At 65.0% G+C, this 19,565-nt stretch carries 19 protein-coding genes; 2 read left to right on the plus strand and 17 right to left on the minus strand.

The genetic code is table 11. The annotated features are described in order from the left end of the window. Positions 1-72 precede the first annotated feature (72 nt). From nusB to QRN45_RS08615, 14 genes are all read right to left on the minus strand, one after another. On the minus strand, positions 73-483 hold the full coding sequence (nusB, locus tag QRN45_RS08550; protein ID WP_078108995.1) for a transcription antitermination factor NusB: 411 nt from the start codon (positions 481-483) through the stop codon (positions 73-75). Continuing rightward, positions 483-1,046: an elongation factor P gene (gene efp / locus QRN45_RS08555; protein ID WP_078108994.1), complete on the minus strand. Its 564-nt coding sequence runs from the start codon at positions 1,044-1,046 to the stop codon at positions 483-485. Before efp ends, nusB begins: the two co-directional genes overlap by 1 nt. 156 nt (positions 1,047-1,202) lie before the next feature. Continuing rightward, positions 1,203-1,724 carry a tetratricopeptide repeat protein gene (locus QRN45_RS08560; protein WP_078108993.1) on the minus strand — a complete coding sequence of 174 codons (522 nt, stop codon included), beginning with the start codon at positions 1,722-1,724 and terminating at the stop codon, positions 1,203-1,205. Then, the gene (gene aroB / locus QRN45_RS08565; RefSeq protein ID WP_284762970.1) at positions 1,721-2,812 is read right to left on the minus strand and encodes a 3-dehydroquinate synthase; all 1,092 of its coding nucleotides are present in this window, start codon (positions 2,810-2,812) and stop codon (positions 1,721-1,723) included. The genes QRN45_RS08560 and aroB overlap by 4 nt, the downstream gene beginning before the upstream one ends. Then, complete coding sequence (locus QRN45_RS08570; RefSeq protein WP_284762971.1) at positions 2,809-3,375, minus strand: shikimate kinase; 567 nt, start codon at positions 3,373-3,375, stop codon at positions 2,809-2,811. Before QRN45_RS08570 ends, aroB begins: the two co-directional genes overlap by 4 nt. Further along, positions 3,375-4,574 (minus strand): chorismate synthase, encoded by a 1,200-nt coding sequence (aroC, locus tag QRN45_RS08575; RefSeq protein ID WP_078108990.1) that lies wholly within the window; start codon positions 4,572-4,574, stop codon positions 3,375-3,377. The genes QRN45_RS08570 and aroC overlap by 1 nt, the downstream gene beginning before the upstream one ends. A gap of 29 nt (positions 4,575-4,603) precedes the next feature. Continuing rightward, positions 4,604-5,509 carry a shikimate dehydrogenase gene (locus QRN45_RS08580; RefSeq protein WP_284762972.1) on the minus strand — a complete coding sequence of 302 codons (906 nt, stop codon included), beginning with the start codon at positions 5,507-5,509 and terminating at the stop codon, positions 4,604-4,606. Continuing rightward, positions 5,506-7,191 carry an endolytic transglycosylase MltG gene (gene mltG, locus QRN45_RS08585; RefSeq protein ID WP_284762973.1) on the minus strand — a complete coding sequence of 562 codons (1,686 nt, stop codon included), beginning with the start codon at positions 7,189-7,191 and terminating at the stop codon, positions 5,506-5,508. Before mltG ends, QRN45_RS08580 begins: the two co-directional genes overlap by 4 nt. Next, positions 7,188-7,778: a Holliday junction resolvase RuvX gene (gene ruvX, locus QRN45_RS08590; RefSeq protein WP_139359771.1), complete on the minus strand. Its 591-nt coding sequence runs from the start codon at positions 7,776-7,778 to the stop codon at positions 7,188-7,190. Before ruvX ends, mltG begins: the two co-directional genes overlap by 4 nt. A gap of 2 nt (positions 7,779-7,780) precedes the next feature. After that, positions 7,781-10,459: an alanine--tRNA ligase gene (gene alaS, locus QRN45_RS08595; protein ID WP_284762974.1), complete on the minus strand. Its 2,679-nt coding sequence runs from the start codon at positions 10,457-10,459 to the stop codon at positions 7,781-7,783. Between the two features lie 131 nt (positions 10,460-10,590). Then, positions 10,591-10,803, minus strand: a complete 213-nt coding sequence (locus QRN45_RS08600; RefSeq protein WP_241709990.1) for a hypothetical protein — start codon at positions 10,801-10,803, stop codon at positions 10,591-10,593. Between the two features lie 42 nt (positions 10,804-10,845). After that, positions 10,846-11,220 carry a DUF948 domain-containing protein gene (locus QRN45_RS08605; RefSeq protein WP_078108984.1) on the minus strand — a complete coding sequence of 125 codons (375 nt, stop codon included), beginning with the start codon at positions 11,218-11,220 and terminating at the stop codon, positions 10,846-10,848. Positions 11,221-11,369: 149 nt separating this feature from the next. Further along, the gene (gene rpsD, locus QRN45_RS08610; protein WP_078108983.1) at positions 11,370-11,990 is read right to left on the minus strand and encodes a 30S ribosomal protein S4; all 621 of its coding nucleotides are present in this window, start codon (positions 11,988-11,990) and stop codon (positions 11,370-11,372) included. Between the two features lie 170 nt (positions 11,991-12,160). Further along, positions 12,161-13,621 carry a replication-associated recombination protein A gene (locus tag QRN45_RS08615; RefSeq protein ID WP_264636430.1) on the minus strand — a complete coding sequence of 487 codons (1,461 nt, stop codon included), beginning with the start codon at positions 13,619-13,621 and terminating at the stop codon, positions 12,161-12,163. A 41-nt stretch (positions 13,622-13,662) separates the two neighbouring features. Here QRN45_RS08615 and QRN45_RS08620 point away from each other — a divergent pair, with 41 nt between their 5' ends. Next, positions 13,663-14,340 (plus strand): acVLRF1 family peptidyl-tRNA hydrolase, encoded by a 678-nt coding sequence (locus QRN45_RS08620; RefSeq protein WP_241709976.1) that lies wholly within the window; start codon positions 13,663-13,665, stop codon positions 14,338-14,340. A gap of 15 nt (positions 14,341-14,355) precedes the next feature. On the opposite strand, the gene QRN45_RS08625 is transcribed toward QRN45_RS08620, so the two are convergent. The 3 genes from QRN45_RS08625 to hisS form a co-directional block, all read right to left on the minus strand. After that, positions 14,356-15,126 (minus strand): GNAT family N-acetyltransferase, encoded by a 771-nt coding sequence (locus tag QRN45_RS08625; RefSeq protein WP_284763132.1) that lies wholly within the window; start codon positions 15,124-15,126, stop codon positions 14,356-14,358. A gap of 100 nt (positions 15,127-15,226) precedes the next feature. Beyond that, positions 15,227-17,020, minus strand: a complete 1,794-nt coding sequence (aspS, locus tag QRN45_RS08630; RefSeq protein ID WP_078108980.1) for an aspartate--tRNA ligase — start codon at positions 17,018-17,020, stop codon at positions 15,227-15,229. Between the two features lie 145 nt (positions 17,021-17,165). Beyond that, complete coding sequence (gene hisS, locus QRN45_RS08635) at positions 17,166-18,521, minus strand: histidine--tRNA ligase (protein WP_264636429.1); 1,356 nt, start codon at positions 18,519-18,521, stop codon at positions 17,166-17,168. 258 nt (positions 18,522-18,779) lie between these two features. On the opposite strand from hisS, the gene QRN45_RS08640 reads away from it, so the two are divergent. After that, positions 18,780-19,553, plus strand: a complete 774-nt coding sequence (locus QRN45_RS08640; protein WP_502870703.1) for a peptidylprolyl isomerase — start codon at positions 18,780-18,782, stop codon at positions 19,551-19,553. The last annotated feature ends 12 nt before the right edge of the window (positions 19,554-19,565 follow it).

A 19,565-nucleotide genomic window follows, 5' to 3' on the forward strand; every position in this document is an offset into this window, starting at 1 on the left:
GCAGCAGATGTCGTTATGAAGGCTCATAACGACCTTAAGTGCCAGTCAGTTGGGCTGATCTTCCAATGCCGCCTAAGCGAGCAGTGACGGCTTCAGCGTCTGCAACCGGCCGAGGAGGCCGTTGATGAACGCAGGAGATTCGTCGGTGGACATGACCTTGGCCAAGGCAACGGCTTCGCTGACGGCCACGCCGTCCGGGACGTCGTCGTTGTAGAGGAGCTCCCACGCGCCGATCCGCAGGATGATGCGGTCGACCGCGGGCATCCGCTCCAAGGTCCAGCCCTGGGCGTAGGTCTGCAGGAACTCGTCGATGGTGGGCTGCATGGCAACCACGCCTTCCACGATGTCCATCGTGTACGGGTTGACGACGAGGTCGGTCATTTCCCGGCGGGCCTTCAAGACCTCGAAAGCGGAGGCGGAACGCTGCTCCGCCTCGAACAGTACTTCGAGGGCCCTGTTACGGGCCTTACCACGGGCGCTCACTAGTCGCTGACCCGGCCAAGGTAGCTGCCGTCGCGGGTGTCGACCTTGACCTTGGTGTTGTTCTCAACAAACAGGGGCACCTGGATCTCGTAGCCGGTCTCGAGGGTAGCCGGCTTGGTTCCAGCCGAGGAGCGGTCGCCCTGCAGGCCCGGCTCGGTGTAGGTGATCTCGAGGACGACGCTCGGGGGCAGTTCGATGTAAAGCGGAGTGCCCTCGTGGATGGCGATGTTGACCATCTGGTTTTCCAGCATGAAGTTGGTGGCGTCGCCTACCGTGGCACCGGAGACCGTGATCTGGTCGAAGTCCTGGGTGTCCATGAACACGAAGTCCGCGCCGTCCTGGTACAGGTACTGGTAGTCGCGGCGGTCGACCGTGGCGGTTTCGATCTTGAGGCCGGCGTTGAAGGTCTTGTCGACCACCTTGCCCGACATGACGTTGCGCATCTTCGTGCGCACGAACGCGCCGCCCTTGCCCGGCTTGACGTGCTGGAACTCAATGATGTTCCAGAGCTGGCCCTCGAGCTTCAGCACGGTTCCGTTCTTGATGTCATTTGTGGTTGCCACTAGTATCCTCTGGTTTCTCTCACTGGTTCTAGCTACGCCTCTGGCTTCCAGCCCGACTATGCCAAGCAGGCATGCCTTGACGGCCGCCAGCGCGTATTTATCAAAAATCCAAAGTCCATTCTACCGGCAAAATGCGTCACGCCTTCCGCGCCCTTGTCAGGAGGCGAGCTCGAGGACGTTCCGGGCGCGTTGAAGGGCCACAGCCGAGGAGTAGATCAAGGAAGCGTCAGCCGCCAGTGCGACACGCAGGTCCAGGGCCTTGGTGAACGACTCCGCCGCGGCGACGTGATTGCCGGCCACAAAATAGGCGCGCCCCAGATACTGATGGACGACCGGTTCCTCGGCGGTTCCGTGGACTTCGCCCAGTAGCCGGCGGAAGAGTTCCACGGCCCGGTCGAAGCGGTTGGTGGCGCGGTGCAGTTCGGCTTCGAAGATCCGCAACTTGAACGACTCGGGATCGCTGTAGCGCGCCTCCGCCAACAATTCGGCGGCCTCTCCCGGGTGGCCTTCGAGCATGAGTGCCATGACGCGGTCAGCGGGGTCGCTGGACTCAGCCAGTGCCGACTGCATGACTTCCTCGTTGACGATGGCCGGCAGGAGCGTGTCCGGATTGGTCCGCACTCCTGGAAATCCTCCCGTGGGCCAGTCACTGATAGTGCTGAAGGTCTCGGTGGTCATGATGCGATTTCCTGGTAGGCAGCGAAGAGCAACGAAGTGTCCGGAACGTCGAGGATTCCGGGTTTGGCCACGCCGTCGAGCACGACGAAGCGCAGGAGGTCTCCGCGGGATTTCTTGTCGCGGCGCATGCCGTCGAGCAAGCCTTGCCAGCGGTCCCGGCGGTAGGTGACCGGCAAGCCGAGTCCCTCCAGGATGGTGCGGTGTCTGTCGGCGTCGCCGTCGGAAAGCCGGCCGACGCTGCGGGCGAGTTCGGCAGCGAACATCATGCCGACCGAAACCGCTGCACCGTGGCGCCATGAGTAGCGTTCCACGAGTTCGATCGCGTGGCCGAGCGTGTGCCCGTAATTGAGGATTTCACGCAGGCCGGATTCCTTGAGGTCTTCGGAAACCACGTTCGCCTTGACCGCGATGGCGCGTTCGATCAGCTCGCGGAGCACCGCCGAGCCGGGATCGGTGACTTCCTCCGGCTTGTTTTCGACCAGTTCCAGGATGGCGGGATCGGCAATGAAGCCGCACTTGATGACCTCTGCCATTCCGGAGACCAACTCGTTCCTGGGCAACGTCTGGAGCGTGTCCAGGTCCGCAAGGACAGCTGCGGGCGGATGGAAGGAACCCACCAGGTTCTTGCCTTCAGCCGTGTTGATGCCGGTCTTGCCGCCAACCGACGCGTCCACCATGCCGAGAAGGCTCGTGGGCATGTGGATGACCTTGACGCCTCGCAGCCAGGTGGCGGCGACGAATCCGGCGAGGTCGGTGACCGCGCCGCCGCCGACCGCCACGATCGCGTCGGAGCGGGTGAAGTCGTTCTGGCCCAGCACTTGCCAGCAGAACGCGGCAACCTGGATGTGCTTGCCTTCTTCGGCATCGGGGATCTCGGCGGTGAAGGCGGTGAACCCGGCAGCCTCGAGTTCGGCCCGGACCGTATCGCCCGTGAGGCGCAAGGCACGAGGGTGGATCACGAGAACCCGCCTGACGCGCTCTCCCAGCTTCGCGGGAAGGGTCTCCAAGAGGCCGCGCCCGACGACGACGTCGTAGTTCTCGTTGGCGGACTGGCCAGTGACCTTGATGACAGTTGCTTCGTTGCTCACTTTTGCACTTCCTCTTTCAAGGCCGCGTATTCACGCAGTCTTTCCTCCACGTGGAGGGCGATTTCCGCAACGGTTCCGGACCGGACGTCGACGGTGATGTCTGCAAGGCGTTCATAGACAGGACGCCGGGCGGCGAAGAGGGCATCCCAACGGGCCATGGCGTCGCCGGCCAGGAGTGGCCGGCCTGTATTGCGGGCAATGCGCTCAGCGACTGTCTCCGCGTCGCACTCAAGGTAGATCACGGTGCAGCCGCCCAGCAGTTGTTGCGTGCCGGAATCGAGCACTGCGCCTCCACCCAGCGAAACCACCGCGCCGTCGATGTTCGCAGCTTCAACGGCACGTGCCACCGTCCTGGCCTCGATTTCCCGGAAAGCATGTTCTCCACGGCCGGCGAAAATATCCGCGATCGTACCGTGGTGCTCGACGATGACGGAGTCCGTGTCAACGAAGGACACGCCCAATTGTTGGGCGAGCTGCTGGCCGATGACCGACTTGCCGACGGCCATTGGCCCCACCAAAGCGATCGCGCGCCCGTAAGCGGCGCCCGGACTACAGCGGGCCACTAGTGGCCAACCGAGTCCAGGGTTGCCGGGATGCTGTCCAGGTAACCCCGAAGGTTCCGGGCGGTCTCGGCGACCGAATCACCGCCGAACTTCTCGGCGACGGCCTCGGCCAGCACAAGCGCGACCATGGCCTCGGCAACGACACCCGCCGCGGGAACGGCACAGACGTCGGAGCGTTGGTGGTGGGCCTTGGCGGCCTCGCCCGTGCTGACGTCGATGGTCTTCAACGCACGCGGGACGGTGGCGATGGGTTTCATGGCGGCGCGCACACGCAGGACCTCGCCGATGCTCATGCCACCCTCGATGCCACCGGCACGGTTGGTCTTGCGGACGATCCGGCCGGTCTCGTCCTTGACGATTTCATCGTGGGCCGCGGAGCCGCGGCGGGCCGCTGTCAGGAAGCCATCGCCGACTTCGACGCCCTTGATCGCCTGGATACCCATCAGTGCAGCAGCAAGGCGCGAGTCGAGGCGACGGTCCCAGTGCACGTAGCTTCCGAGCCCCGGCGGAAGCCCGTAGGCCAGGACTTCGACGACACCGCCGAGGGTCTCGCCTTCCTTGTGTGCCGCGTCAACCTCGGCCACCATCGCGTCGGAGGTCTCCCGATCGAAGCAACGCAAAGGATCGGCATCGAGGGCCAGGACGTCGGACGGCACGGGCAGCGGGCGACCCTCGGGCACGGTCACGCTCGCGATGGAAACGGTGTGGCTCACCAGCTCGATGCCAAGCTGCTTCAGGAATTGCGAGGCCACGGTACCCAGGGCAACGCGGGTGGCGGTTTCCCGGGCACTGGCGCGTTCCAGGACAGGCCGGGCCTCGGGGAAGCCGTACTTCTGCATGCCCGTGAAATCCGCATGGCCGGGACGCGGCCGTGTCAACGGCGCATTGCGGGCCTGGTCCGCGAGGAGCGCGGGGTCCACGGGGTCGGCAGACATGATCTGCTCCCATTTGGGCCATTCGGTGTTGCCGATCTGGATCGCGACGGGGCCCCCCTGCGTCACGCCGTGCCTGACGCCGCCAAGGATGCTCACTTCGTCCTGCTCGAACTTCATCCGGGCGCCGCGGCCATAGCCGAGCCGGCGACGCGCCAAGGCGTCGCGTATTTCCTCGCTGGTGAGTTCCACACCGGCGGGGACGCCTTCAACAATTCCGAGCAGTGCCGGGCCATGGGATTCACCGGCAGTCAACCAACGCAACATATATCCAATCCTGCCATGTAAGGCCCTTACTAGACCCGCCGGGGAAGCCCGACTGAGTCACACATCACATCTATGACATCGGCGGTGACGTCGGCTCCGGAAAACAAGCGGATTTGCTCCACGGCTTGGTAGAGCAACATCTCCAGCCCCGGAACCACTACCCCACCCCGGGAATGCCACGCTTCGGCGATGCGGCTGGGCCACGGATCGTAGGCGACATCCAGAAGCACACCCCAGGCATCGCCAGGAAACTTGTCATCGCCGGGAAGCCTGCCGCCGTCGGGAAGCCTGCCGCTGCCGGGAAGCTGTTCGAGCTGCGTTGCGATCCCGTCTGCCGCCCGGGGCGGCAGCGTGGAGATCACCAGGTCGAGTCCGGCCATGCCTTCGGCAGCTTCAGCCAGCGGCCGGAGGTGAATGGAAAGCCCGACGGCGGCCGCCGCGGCTTTCGCCTCGGCAGCCCGTCCGGCGTCGCGCACGAAGACGTCAACGTGTTTCGAACCGAGCTCCCGGAGTGCCGCAATGGCCGCCGCGGATGTCCCGCCTCCGCCAAGGATCGCGGAATCCGGCTGCTCTGTGACTCCCGCGTTCCTGACGGCGTCAACGATGCCGGCCACATCCGTGTTGTGACCGATCCGCCGCACGCCCTGGCCGGTGGCTTCAAACGCGACCGTGTTGATGACGCCCAATAGCGCCCCCGCGCCCCGGACCTCGTCGACTTCGTCCACCATGGCGGTCTTGAGGGGCATCGTGACCGACAAACCGCACCAGTCGTCCCCTGCCTGGAGGCCCGCCATGAAGGCCGGGAGCCGCTCAACGGTGACGTCGATCGCCGAGTATTCGATGTCGAGCCCAAGCTTCGCGTAGGCCGCGCGGTGGAGCGCCGGTGACTTCGAGTGACCGATAGGGTGCCCCAGCACGGCGGCACGTCTACTCACACGCACCGTCCCGCGTTGGCTGCACACCACGCGTTGTATTGGTCAACGTACTTGAGGTGCTCCGCCAAAGTGCTGGAGAACTTGGTTTCCTTGGTGTCCAGGTTGATGGTCACCCAGTAAAGGTAGTTGTTGGCTGTCGGCTTGGCGGCGGCATCGATCGCCGTCTTGCCGGGGGAACCAATGGGACCCACCGGAAGGCCCACGTTGGCGTAGGTGTTGTAGGGATTGCTCTTGTCGGCCTTCTGGGCATCGGTCAGGTGGAAGGTCTTGGTACCCAGGCCATAGGTAACCGTGGCGTCCGACTGGATGAGGCCGTTCGTCTCGGTGTTGCCCGGTTTGAGCCTGTTGTAGATGGCGCCGGCCACGTTGCCATAATCGGCTTGGCCGCCTTCAGCCTGCACGATGCTGGCCACCGTGATGGTCTGGTACTGCTTGACCGGATCCGTGACACCCTGGGCCTTGAGCTCATCGGTTGTCGACGTGACGAGCTTCTGCAGGATGTCCTTGGCAGAGGTTCCAAGGGGGAAACGGTACTCCCCCGGTGCCAGGAAGCCCTCCAGGTTCTTCGCCTGGGCGGGGAGGCCAAACTGGCCCGGCGAGTCGCTGAGCGCCTTCAGGTCGGACAACGGGATGCCCGAGCCCTTGGAGATCGCATCAAGTGATTCACCGATCCGCAATCCCGCACTGAGCGCGAAATACATGACCTTGGAAGTGTCCTTGCCGATGAGCACGTTCACCGCATCGGAGTTCTTCATTTCCGTCCGGAAGGTGAAATCACCGGGTGAGAGTTCACCCCCGGCAGCAGTGAAGGCCGCCACGAACGTATCGGCGTCGGCAATGACGTGCTGGCTCTGAAGGTTTGTGGCGACCAGTTTGGGGCCGGAACCCGGCGCTACAGTGATGGTCACGGAGCCGGTACCCGGGCCGGGGTAGTCGCTGACCTTGTCCATCCCGAGCAATGGCTTCAGGAACTGCGCCCCAACGGCGACCGCCGTGACGAAGACCGTGAGCGTGAGCAGGAGAGCAACAATGCGGCGGCGCCTGCGGACCTTCTTCGAGCGGGCCTTCGGCACAGGAGTCGCAGCCGCCATGAGGTCATGGGCAGGGTGCTCATCGTGGACCTCGTAAGCCAACTCGGGATCGTGGTGCTCAAGACCCTCTTCATGGGCAGGCAGCTCGTGGAACTCGTCGACGTGCGCGACATCGTAGCCGGCAGCGTCGTCGTGCTCCATGGCGTCAGGGTGCACCATGTCGTAGTGGGCACCGTCGAACGGCTGCGCTGGATCTTCGTGCTGCGCTGGGTCTTCGTGCTGCAGTGGGTCTTCGTGCTGCAGGAAGCCTGCATCCGAAGCATCGTGTAGCTGCACGTCCTCGTCCGCTTGAACCGGTTCGCCGTGCGCAGCCGCGCTTTCGGAAGAAGCGCCTTGGTTGGGAAGACCGTGGTCGTGGAGGTCAGCGGCATGGGTGGTCGCTTCAGGGGCCGCCGGCCCGTAGTCCGGGACATATGCAGGCTGCGGCTTCGGAACCTCGGCAGGCTCAAAGTGGACAGGCACTGGTGGTGGCAGAACCTCCTGGTTCTGCGTCTCCAGGAAGCGTTCCCTGGCACGGATTTCACGACGAGTCAGAGGCCGGGTACGGTCTTCTGCTGCGTCGTTGGAGGGGTCGTTGTTGACCGGGCTCACAGTTGTCTTCCCCTCGTTGGAGAGTGTGGATCAATGCCGGAGGCCGGAAGCGGCGCACTGGCACCGTCAATGTGTTGGGGTGGCATCGGCGCCTGCACGCGCCTGCCCACATCCGCACCTCTGGCTTTTTGCATGTCGATCGCGTGCTGCAGAATTCCGGCAGCGGCAACCTGATCCACCACTTTACGATGATCTTTGCTGCTCATGCCAGCTTCATGGAGATTGCGGTGGGCCGTCACGGTGCTGAGCCGCTCGTCCACCATGTTGACCGGGACGTCGAGCCCACGGCGCTGCAAGTGGGCTGCGAGCAACTCCGCGTAGTCGCTCGCCATGACCGCGGACGCGTGTTCCTCGCCCTTCATGGTGCGCGGCAACCCGACGAAGACCTGGACGACACCGAGCTCCGCTACCTGCCGGACAATGACCCCGATGTCGGAATTCTTCTTGGCGTCCCGGCTCACCGTCTTGAACGGCGTCGCCAGGATTCCGTCCGGATCGCAGATGGCGACTCCCACACGGACGGTGCCGACGTCCACCCCCAGTTTGATGCCCCGGGGGTAGTCGTCGTTGCGCGCAATGGCCTCCAAGATCAGCGCTTGGTTATCGCGTCCACAACGGCCGCAAGGGCCGGTGCGATCTTCGCGGCGTCGGTTCCGCCGCCTTGGGCGACATCGTCCTTGCCGCCGCCGCCCCCGCCGAGGATTCCCGCGGCCACGCGGACCAAGGCACCTGCCTTGACGCCGGCTTCGCGCGCAGCCTCGTTGGTGGCCACGATAATGACGGGACGGTCGTTGCTGACACCGGCCACGGCAACCGTGGAGGCGTCGGAGCCGAGCCGGTTGCGCACGTCCATGGCGAGGCTGCGGAGGTCGTCCGCTCCCCCGACCTGGCCGGCGTCGTGTGCCACTACCCTGACGCCTGCGGCATCCCGGGCCGTGGCGACGAGGTTCCCGGCGGCTGCAGTCAGCTGCTCTTTGCGGAGGCGGTCGAGTTCTTTCTCGGTTGCCTTGAGCTTGGCCAAGGTGCTGGAGATGCGGTCGGCCAACTGGCCCGACGGGACCTTGAGCATCTCCGTGAGCTCAGTGACGAGCGCGCGCTCGGCTGCGAGGTGCCGGAAGGCGTCCAGGCCAACGAAGGCTTCCACGCGGCGGTTTCCCGAACCGACGGACTGTTCGCCGAGCAGCGACAGGCTGCCGATGAGGGAGGTGTTGGCCACGTGGGTGCCACCGCAGAGTTCACGGGACCACGCGCCGTCGATCTCCACAACACGGACTTCGCTGCCGTAGTTCTCGCCGAAGAGGGCCATGGCGCCGAGGGCCTTCGCTTCAGCGAGGCCCATGATCTTGGTGTCCACCCGGAAGTTGTTGCGGATCGCGATGTTCGAGACCTCTTCGATCTCGGACCGCGTGGCGGCGCTCAGCCCCTCGCCCCAGGCGAAGTCGAAGCGCAGGTAACCGGCCTTGTTGAAGGAGCCGCGCTGGGTGGCCTCCGGGCCGAGGATCTGGTGCAAGGCGGCGTGCACGATGTGCGTACCCGTGTGTGCCTGCTCTGCGGCGTGGCGGCGTTCGCGGTCGACGGCGGCGCGCACCAAGGCGTCCGAGGCGATCTCGCCTTCGCGGACGATCGCCTTGTGGACGCTCAGGCCCTTCACGGGGCGCTGGACGTCGAGGACCTCGACGACGAAACCGTCACCGGTGATGAGGCCCTTGTCGGCCGACTGGCCGCCGGCCTCCGCGTAAAACGGCGTCTCGTTCAGCACGAGCTCGATTTCGTCGCCCGTCGAAGCGTGGGCAACACGCCGTCCGGAGCTGACGATCCCGCGGACGCGGGCCTCGCCTTCCAGCTCGGTGTAACCGGTGAAGACGGTCTCGCCTTCGGCCAGGAGCTCCTGGAAGGCTGAGACATCGGCGTGTCCGCCCTTCTTGGACTTTGCATCTGCCTGCGCACGCTGGCGCTGTTCGAGCATGAGGCTGCGGAATTCGGCTTCGTCAACCTTCAAGCCGGCTTCCTCGGCCATTTCGAGGGTGAGATCGATCGGGAACCCGTAGGTGTCGTGCAGCGCGAAGGCATCCTCGCCGGACAAGGGCTTTCCGGCAGCCTTGGAGAGCACCACGGCTTCCTCGAGGCGGGCAGTGCCGGAGGCGATGGTGCGCAGGAAGGCCTTTTCTTCGGCATAGGCAATGCGGCTGATGCGATCGAAGTCGGTCTCCACCACGGGGTAGACGCCCTTCATGGCGTCGCGGGAAGCCGGCAGCAACTGCGGGAGGCAAGCCTCTTCGACGCCGAGGAGGCGCATGGCACGGACGGCACGGCGGATCAGCCGGCGCAGGACGTAGCCGCGGCCCTCGTTGGACGGGGACACGCCGTCGGAGATCAACATGAGCGCCGAACGGATGTGATCGCCAACAACGCGCATTCGCACGTCGTCCGTGTGATGAGGGTCGTCGGGAGACTCGGCGGAGGTGTACTCCTTGCCGGACAGGGCCGCGGCCCTGTCGATGACGGGACGGACCTGGTCCGTTTCGTACATGTTTTCAACACCCTGCAGGATCATCGCGAGGCGCTCCATGCCGAGGCCGGTGTCAATGTTCTTCTTGGGCAGCTCGCCAACGATGTCGAAGTCCACCTTCGAGCGGACGTTTTCGATCTGGTACTGCATGAACACGAGGTTCCAGATTTCGACATAGCGGTTTTCGTCCGCGATGGGACCGCCTTCGGCGCCATAGGCCGGGCCGCGGTCGTAGTAGATTTCCGAGCACGGACCGGCAGGACCAGGCTGCCCGGTGGACCAGTAGTTGTCCGCCTTTCCCATCCGCTGGATGCGCGAGGCGGGGATTCCCGTGTTCTTGAGCCACAAATCCTGGGCTTCGTCGTCTTCCTCGTAGACCGTCACCCACAGGCGCTCAACATCGAGACCATAGCCGCCGTCGTCGACGCTCTTCGTGAGCAGTTCGAAGGCAAACTTGATGGCGTCTTCCTTGAAGTAGTCCCCGAAGGAGAAGTTTCCGCACATCTGGAAGAACGTCCCGTGGCGGGCGGTCTTGCCGACTTCCTCGATGTCGCCGGTGCGGATGCACTTCTGCACGCTCGTGGCGCGGTTGAAGGGCGGTTCCTCGCGGGCGGTCAGGTAAGGAATGAACGGAACCATGCCGGCCACAGTGAAGAGAAGGGAAGGGTCGCTGGATACGAGCGACGCTGAGGGAACGGCGGTATGGCCCTTGCTGACAAAAAAGTCCACCCAGCGTTTGGTGATCTCCTGCGACTTCATTAGCTGATTACTTACCCTTCTCAATTCACTGCACATGAGTTTGTGCGCGGTTTTGGCATGTGCCATCGCCGCAGCTTCTAATTCTGCCCTGTTGACGGCCGCTTGGGCGAACCGCGGTGCCTGGCGGCTGCTTAACGGCTCCCTGCGTCGGACTCCGCGATGCCGAGCGCGGCACGGAGGTCGACTTCGCGTTCATTCATTCCGGCGCGCACGGCATCGGCGAAGTCGTAGACGCCGTCAGCCAGTCGCGCTACCGCGCGGTTCAGGCCGTCGGGACCAATACTGGCCTGTGCTTGGGTGATCTTGCGGAAGGCGATGACCCCGATTGCCACGCCGATCCCCATCCAGACAATTCTTTTCACAGTGTTCCTGACTTACGAACGGATTCAGCGGCTGCGGCGGCCACTGCTCGGCTTGCGGCGGGCGGCAAAAGCCGAGCGCACTCCATAGCTGAAAGCTGCCACCTTGATGAGCGGCGAACCGACTGTTGCGGCCACCAGCGAGGACAAAGCAGAGATGTTGGCGGAGGCATCGGAAACGTTTGAAGTGATCCCGTCCACCCTTTTCAGCTGCTGGTTGGTGGTGGACACCGTTGCCGTGACTTCGTCCATCAGGGGCGTTGCTCCGTCGCTCAAGGAGCGGATGGAGGTGCGGACTTCATCGAAGACGCGCCCGAGTTTGAGGATCGGCACGGCCAACAGCACCACAAGGAGCGCGAAAACTCCGGCCGCGATCAGGCCTGCAATATCGCCACCAGTCATGGACACTCATCTCCTAGCATTTGTTGCGTTGCCGTTGGTGCTCGATCTCGATCGACACGGGTACCCCCGGCGTGGCTTCCCCAAGTACCTTACATACAAAAAAGCCCGCGGCGCGTGCCACGGGCTTCTTTGTAGGTGCTTGCTGGAAATCAGCGAGCGTAGAATTCGACCACGAGCTGCTCTTCGCAGGTCACGGGGACCTCAGAGCGCTTCGGGCGACGAACCAGGCGTGCCTGCAGGGCGTCGATCTTGACGTCCAGGTAAGCCGGAACGGAGTTCAGCACGTGTGCACCGGCAGCTGCAACCTGGAACGGAGCCATGACTTCGCTGCGGCTGTGAACGTGGATGAGCTGGCCTTCAGCAACGCGGAACGACGGGCGGTCCACGCGGATGCCGTCAACGAGGATGTGGCGGTGCACAACCAGCTGGCGGGCCTGGGCGATGGTGCGGGCAAAGCCGGCACGCAGCACGAGGGCGTCGAGACGCATTTCGAGCAGTTCGATCAGGTTTTCACCGGTCAGGCCCTTGGTGCGACGTGCTTCTTCGAAGGCACGGGTCATCTGGGCTTCGCGGATGCCGTACTGGGCGCGCAGACGCTGCTTTTCGCGCAGACGTACGGCGTAGTCGGAGTCCTGCTTCTTGCGGGCACGGCCATGCTCACCGGGGCCGTACGGACGGCGCTCCATGTACTTGGCGGCCTTGGGAGTCAGAGCGATGCCGAGTGCACGCGAAAGGCGTGCGGTACGGCGAGCACGAGTGTTGTTAGCCACTTGTGTCCTTCCAATATCTGCGGTGTGTCAGTGTTACTGGCCTCCATGAGGGAGAGCATCGGCCAACCGCTGCCTTTTGCTACGGGGCGCAGGGCACAGCACCAAAACCTGGGTTTTGATGGATTGTGCGCCCGAGCCTTGCCAGACAAGCATCTAGCCTACCATGACGCCTACTTGCCGCGGATGATCCGGCGCAGCCGCTCGAGCCTGGGAGCAATATCCCGTTCCGCACCGTTTGCCGTGGGTTCGTAATAGTCCTTGCCGACCAGGTCATCCGGCGCGTACTGCTGAGTGGCTACGCCGTGCGGGGCATCGTGGGCGTACTTGTAGCCCTGGCCGTGGCCCAGGCCCTTCGCCCCTTGGTAATGCGCATCCCGCAAGTGCGCCGGGATCCCGTTCCCCATCCCCGCACGCACATCGGCGATGGCCTTGTTGATGCCCATATACGCGGCATTCGACTTGGGCGCCGTCGCCAGGTGCACCACGGCTTCGGCAAGGATGATCCGCCCCTCGGGCATGCCGATCAACTGCACTGCCTGGGCTGCGGCGACTGCGGTCTGCAGCGCCGTGGGATCTGCCATGCCGATGTCCTCGGCAGCCGAAATGACGATCCGGCGGGCCACGAAGCGCGGATCCTCGCCGGCTTCGAGCATGCGGGCCAGGTAGTGGAGGGCCGCGTCGACGTCTGAACCGCGGATCGACTTGATGAACGCGCTGGCGACGTCGTAGTGCTGGTCGCCGGCGCGGTCATACCGGACCGCGGCCACGTCCAGTGCCCGCTCCGTGTGGCGGAGTTCGACGACGACCGGAGCCTCCGGGGCGCCGTCGCCGGCCAGCCCGGGCTCTTCGGAAGCGTCGCCGCCGTCGGGGGCGTTCCGGTCTCCGTAGGCGACGCCGGCAGCTGCCTCAAGGGCGGTGAGCGCGCGGCGGGCATCTCCCCCGGACAAGCGGACCAGATGCTCGAGGGCTTCCGGAGTGAGCTCCACTCCGCCGGCCAAGCCGCGTGCATCGGCGACGGCCCGTTGCAGGAGCGCCTCGATGTCGCTGTCAGTGAGCGGTTTGAGGGTGAGCAGGAGTGATCGCGAGAGCAGCGGGGAGACTACCGAGAACGAAGGGTTTTCGGTAGTGGCGGCGACCAGGACCACCCACCGGTTCTCGACGCCCGGAAGCAGTGCGTCCTGCTGGGCTTTGTTGAAGCGGTGGATCTCGTCCAGGAAGAGCACGGTGGTGGTCCGGTAGAGATCCCGGGCAGTCAAAGCGTTTTCCATGACCAGCCGGACATCTTTGACGCCCGCGGTAATGGCGGACAATTCGACGAACTTCCGGCCCGGTCCGCGGGCGATGACGTGTGCCAGAGTTGTCTTCCCCGTGCCCGGGGGTCCCCACAAAATGACCGAGCTCGGACCGGCAGGACCGGCTGCGTCGGCCCCCGCGGCAAGCTGACGCAAGGGGGAACCTTTGCCCAGCAAGTGCTGCTGGCCCACAACGTCGTCAAGCGTCCGGGGCCTCATACGGACAGCCAAAGGGCTCCGCGGCGACGATGGACGTCCTGTTCTGGAACTGTCCGGATCCGCCGCCTGGCTGCCGGGGTCGTCGTCGTTGTCCGCGCCCGCACCAAAGAGATCTTCCACATGGATAGGCTACTCATGATTCCAGCTAAGGAGACATCGACGTGGAGACCCGGCCATCCGGCCCCAACGAAAAGCAGCAGCCAGGGGCGGGACGCACCGCTTTCATCCCCGGTCCGCGCGTGACCGGCTGGGTGGAGCGCTTCGCCGCGAGCCATGGCGCCGTTGCGGAAGAACCCGACGACGGCGGTACCCTTCTGCGGGCGGCTGACGGCGCCACCGCGCTATTGAAGGCTCCCTGGCCTGTCGATGGCAGGCCCGGCAAGGGAACCACCACGGTTGAGCGCCTGGCGTCGCTTGCTTCACAGGAACGGCGGCTCGGTATCGTCCTGGTGCGCCGCGGCGGCTACGCGGTGGGCGTCGTGAGCGGCGGCACAGTGTCTGCGTCCAAGTCGGGGTCCCGTTACGTGCAGTCACGCTCCGCGGCAGGCGGATCCTCACAGCAACGCTTTGCCCGGCGGCGCGAGAACCAAGCCAACGCGCTCACGGAGGCCGTGGCCGGATATGCCGCCGGCGTGTTCGCCGGACACAGTATCGAATACCTGGTCCTGGGCGGAGACGCCGCGCTGTCCGCGGCAGTCCTGGCGGAAGCGGCGTTGAAAGAATACGCATCGCGGACAAGGCTCGCGTTCCTGGCGGTCGCCGATCCCAATGCGACAGTGCTGCGCCGTGCCGCGGCGGATGCGTGCGCGGTGCGGATACAGGTCACTGATCCGCCGTAGCGGACCGCAGCGCCACTAGCAGCCCGACAACGCCCGTTGCGGGCGCGCCTGCCGGTAGAGATACCTGCCGCGCTCCGTGAATCCGGCGCCCTCGTACAGAGCCTGGGCAGCGGTATTCGAGGCCATCGCGAGCAGCCAGAACCCTGACACGCCTCGGTGACCGCCAGCCGTCAGAAGGGCGTCAAGCACTTGGCGCCCGAAGCCCCGCCGACGGTGTCCGGCCGCGGTTGCCATGCAGTAGATGCCTCCCCTGCCGTCCACCAAGGCAAGGCGTCCGACGGCGGCCGGGACGCCGTCGTCGTCCGTCACGAGGGCGTAGACCGAGGGGCAAGACACGAGGATCTTCCGGGCGATCTCCAGCTCGGCGTCGCCGCCGCGCCCGTCGACGGACCACCACAGCCGCAGCCACTCTTCGGACGGCTCCTCGGAGATCTCGACGTCGTTCGGCAGGTCACCGCGGGGAGCGCCGGGAGGTGTGTCAGCCGCGCGGACCAGGATGAGGGTCTCGGATTGCCGGGTGAATCGCTGCGCATCGAGCACAGCGTTGAGGCCCGCGCTCCGCTCGTCGTCGAAGACCTGGAAGATCAGCGGCAGGCGCCGGGAGCGATACCACTGCGAGGCGGCCCGTACTGCAGACTCGTGGTCATCGGCCTCTTCCCTCGGCCAGACCGAGTTGGCCCGCTGGGTGACGCCACCGGCCGCACGCATGACCCATCCCCCGGTGTCCTCACGATCCAGGGCCGGCCAAGCCTGGTCCATCAGCGCTTCGACCAATACCAGGCTCATATCCTGCGCCACGCGTCCTCCTCGAAATCAATCGCCGTCATGGTACGCCGGAGGCCCCCGCGATATGCGGGGGCCTCCGGGCTACTTCTGCGGTGTCCTGCTACTCCGGCTTGGCTGCCGGCGCTGCCTGGGCCTTGGCTTCAGGCTTGAAGTCAACTCCGGCTTCCTTGCGCTGCTGCGCCGTGATGGGCGCGGGAGCAGCGGTCAGGGGGTCGTAGCCACCGCCGGACTTCGGGAACGCGATGACGTCGCGGATCGAGTCGACGCCGGCCAGCAGGGCCACCACGCGGTCCCAGCCGAAGGCCATGCCGCCGTGCGGAGGTGCGCCGTACTTGAAGCCCTCCAGCAGGAAGCCGAACTTGGTCTGCGCGTCTTCCTTGTCCAGGCCCATGAGCTCGAAAACGCGCTCCTGCACGTCGCTCTCGTGGATACGGATGGACCCGCCGCCGATTTCATTGCCGTTGCACACGATGTCGTAGGCGTAGGACAGGGCCGCTTCCGGGTCCTTGTCGAAGGAGTCCAGGAACTCGGGCTTCGGGGAGGTGAAGGCGTGATGCAGGGCCGTCCACTGTCCGCCACCCACCGCGACGTCACCCGAGGCGACTGCTGCGGCTGCAGGTTCGAACATCGGCGCGTCGACGATCCAGACGAAGGCCCAGTCCTTGGGATCGATCAGGCCGGTGCGGTGGCCGATCTCCACGCGGGCAGCTCCCAGCAGAGCGCGGGACGGGGACTTCTCGCCAGCGGCGAAGAAGATGCAGTCGCCGGGCTTGGCACCCACAGCGTCAGCCAGGCCGGCCCGCTCGGTGTCCGTGAGGTTCTTGGCAACGGGACCCGTGAGTTCGCCATCTTCCTTGAACAGCACGTACGCGAGGCCCTTGGCCCCGCGCTGCTTGGCCCATTCCTGCCAGGCGTCCAGCGCGCGGCGGGCCTGCGAGGCTCCGCCGGGCATGACGACGGCGCCGACGTACGGTGCCTTGAAGACACCGAAATTCGTGTCCTTGAAGAACTCCGTCAACTCGGTGAGTTCCAGGCCGAAGCGCAGGTCCGGCTTGTCGGAGCCGTACTTGGCCATGGCCTCGTGGTAGGTCATGCGGCGGATCGGCGTCGGGATTTCGACGTCGATCAGCTGCCACAGTGCCTTGACGATTCGTTCGCCAAGCTCGATGATGTCGTCCTGGTCAACGAAGCTGGCCTCGATGTCGAGCTGCGTGAATTCCGGCTGGCGGTCCGCACGGAAGTCCTCGTCGCGGTAGCAACGGGCGATCTGGTAGTACTTTTCGAAACCACCAACCTGGAGCAGCTGCTTGAAAAGCTGCGGCGACTGCGGAAGCGCGTACCAGGAACCCGGTGCCAGACGCGCCGGAACAACGAAGTCGCGGGCGCCTTCCGGCGTCGAACGCGTCAACGTGGGAGTTTCGATCTCCACGTAACCCTGCTGGTGAAGCAGTTCGCGGGCCACGCGGTTCGCTTCGGAGCGCAGCCGCAGGTTGTGAGCGGGGCCGGGGCGGCGCAGGTCGAGGTAGCGGTGCTTGAGCCGTGCTTCCTCGCCGACCTCAACGTGCTCGTCAATCTGGAACGGGAGGGGATCCGAAGTGTTGAGAATCACGACCTTCTCGGCGATGACCTCGATCTCACCCGTGGCGAGGGCCGGGTTCTCGTTGCCCTCGGGACGCTTGCTCACGGTGCCCACGATCTGCAGCACGTATTCATTGCGCAGGCCGTGGAAGACCTCTTCCTCGCGGACAACCACCTGGGCGACACCGGACGCATCACGCAGATCGACGAAGGCCACGCCACCGTGATCTCGGCGGCGGCCTACCCAGCCTGCCAGGGTGACGGTCTGTCCAATGTGCTCGGAACGCAAGGATCCGAGGTCATGTGTGCGCAGCACAGCATTCCTTTCAACATGATTTACAGGATCATGACAAAACGATCCCGTTCGAGTTTACCCGTACGGATGATGCACGGCCCCACCAGGCCAGGCCGGTTCCCGGCGACGTTGGCCGGGTTGACGCCCTTGGGGCGCCGGTGCGTGCCTAGCGCGTGGTGATGCGGACGTGGAGATCCTCGGGCGACGGCTCCCAGCTGGCCGGATCGGCGTCGACTTGCTCACCGGTGCGGATGTCCTTCACTTGGTGCTTGCCGTCGTCGTCGGTGAACCAGACGAAGGGAATGCCGCGTCGATCGGCGAATTTGATCTGCTTGCCGAACTTCTCTGCCTTCGCCGCAACTTCGGTTGCGATCCCCCGTCCGCGCAGCTGCGCCGCGACGTCCTGGGCGGCAGACCAGCTGTCGTCGTTGTTCAAGGCCACGAGCACGGCCGTGGGCACCGAGCGCGACGCCGTCGCGAAGTCCTGGCTGAGGATGCGGGAGACGAGGCGGGTCACCCCGATCGAGAGGCCGACGCCGGGAAACTTGCGGTTGCCCTTGCTGGCAAGGGCGTCGTAGCGGCCTCCGGAGCAAATGGAACCGAGCTGCTCGTGACCCACCAGGACGGTCTCGACGACGGTGCCGGTGTAGTAGTCGAGGCCCCGGGCGATGCTGAGGTCGGCAACAACCTTCCCGGGGGCACGCTGCACGGCGGCCTCGATGACTTGTTCCAGCTCACTCAGGCCCTCTTCAAGAAGCTCGTCCGAGACGCCAAGCGCCCGGACCTGGCCCACGAAGGACGTGTCCTCGGTGCGGATGCCTGCAAGCTTCAGCGCGAGTGCCGCCTGCTCATCCGTGGCGCCGAGCTCGTTCCTGAGCAATTCGGCAACTTTCGCTTCGCCGATCTTCTCAAGCTTGTCGATGCTGCGAAGGACACCGGCAGTGTCCATGAGGCCGATGCCGCGGTAGAAGCCCTCCGCCAGCTTGCGGTTGTTGATGCGCAAACGGAAGTCCGGGATGGGGAGGGCGCCCAGCGCTTCCGCAATCACGAGGGCAATCTCGACGTCGTAGCGGAACGGCAACTCGCCGTCGCCCACCACATCGATGTCCGCCTGCGTGAACTCGCGGGCGCGGCCTTCCTGGGGACGTTCTCCCCGCCATACCTTCTGGATCTGGTAGCGGCGGAACGGGAAGGCAAGGTAGCCGGCGTTCTCGACGACGTAGCGGGCAAACGGCACCGTGAGGTCGAAGTGGAGGGCCAAGGCATGGGGATCTGCCTTGTCGGACTTTCCGCCCTCGCCGGCGGCGTCTTCGTCTTCCTGCAGGCGACTGAGTCCGTACACCTCTTTGTCGATCTCGCCCTTGCGGAGGAGCTGGCCCACTGTTTCCACAGCGCGGGTCTCGATGGAAGAGAAGCCATGGAGTTCGAACGTCTTGCGCAGCGTGTCCAGCACATGCAGTTCCACCAACCGCTCCTGGGGAAGCCACTCGGGGAATCCGGACAGGGAGGCGGTACGAGCCATGGTGGAATTTTCTCCTCAACGATTGCGCGGGCCGGACCGCCGCCACGAACCGCGGCCGATTCGGCTTAGCTTGGGCGGGCGTCCAGCCAGTCATGCATAAACTATGTGCGGCAGCCAGTTTATGCTTTCGGCGCCTGCACATCTAATGCGGGCACCACGGTCTGGCTTGCTTGCGATGGAAGCTTGTCCAGACAACCAGGAGGACCTTTGTCTACAAGGCCGCGGGACAACCGTGAAGCCAAACGGCGCATCAGACAGATGGAAGCCAAGCGCGAGCTACGGCGTGCACAGGGCAAGCGCCGCCGCAGGGACAACGTGATCGCCGTCGGCGTGGGTGCCGCCGCCTTGATTGCCGCCGTCGTGCTCCAACTCACGGTGTTCAACTCGAACCCGAGCGAGTCGGAGTTCGCCGCGGCGCAGGCCGGACTCAGTTCGCCGTCGGCCCCAGCCTCTGCGAGCCCTTCCGCTTCCGCCGCCGCGACAGGCTCCAATAGTGCCGGGATTCCCAAACCGGACACCGCTGCAGGGAAGACTTTCGTCGGCCAGCTCAGCCTCAACGGAGGCGCCGTCGGCGTCGAACTGGATGGTACGACGGCTCCCCAGGCCGCGGCCGTGTTCAAATCCCTGACTGATGCGAGCTACTACAGCGGGCTCAAGTGCCCTCGACTAACCACCGCTGACAACTTCGCGGTGCTGCAGTGCGGAGCCAAGGGCGCGGACACCACCGATGACCCCAACTTCCACTGGGGACCGCTGGAGAACACCCCCGCCAACAACACCTACCCGGCCGGAACCATCGCCGTCGCCAGGACGGGCAATAACGCCTACGGCAACGGGCACCAGTTCTTCATCGTGTACAAGGACACGGTCATTCCCCCGGATTCCGCCGGCGGGTACACGGTGGTGGGCAAGGTGACGAGCGGCATGGATGTCGTGACGAAGATTGCCCAGGCAGGTATTAATCCGGGCAGCAGCGCCACCGACGGCGCCCCTGTGGCACCTGTCACGATAGACTCGTTTTCTCTGAAGTAACCAGCCCGGGCC

It is taken from the genome of Arthrobacter sp. efr-133-R2A-63, assembly GCF_030209795.1.
GTDB lineage: Bacteria > Actinomycetota > Actinomycetes > Actinomycetales > Micrococcaceae > Arthrobacter > Arthrobacter bambusae_A.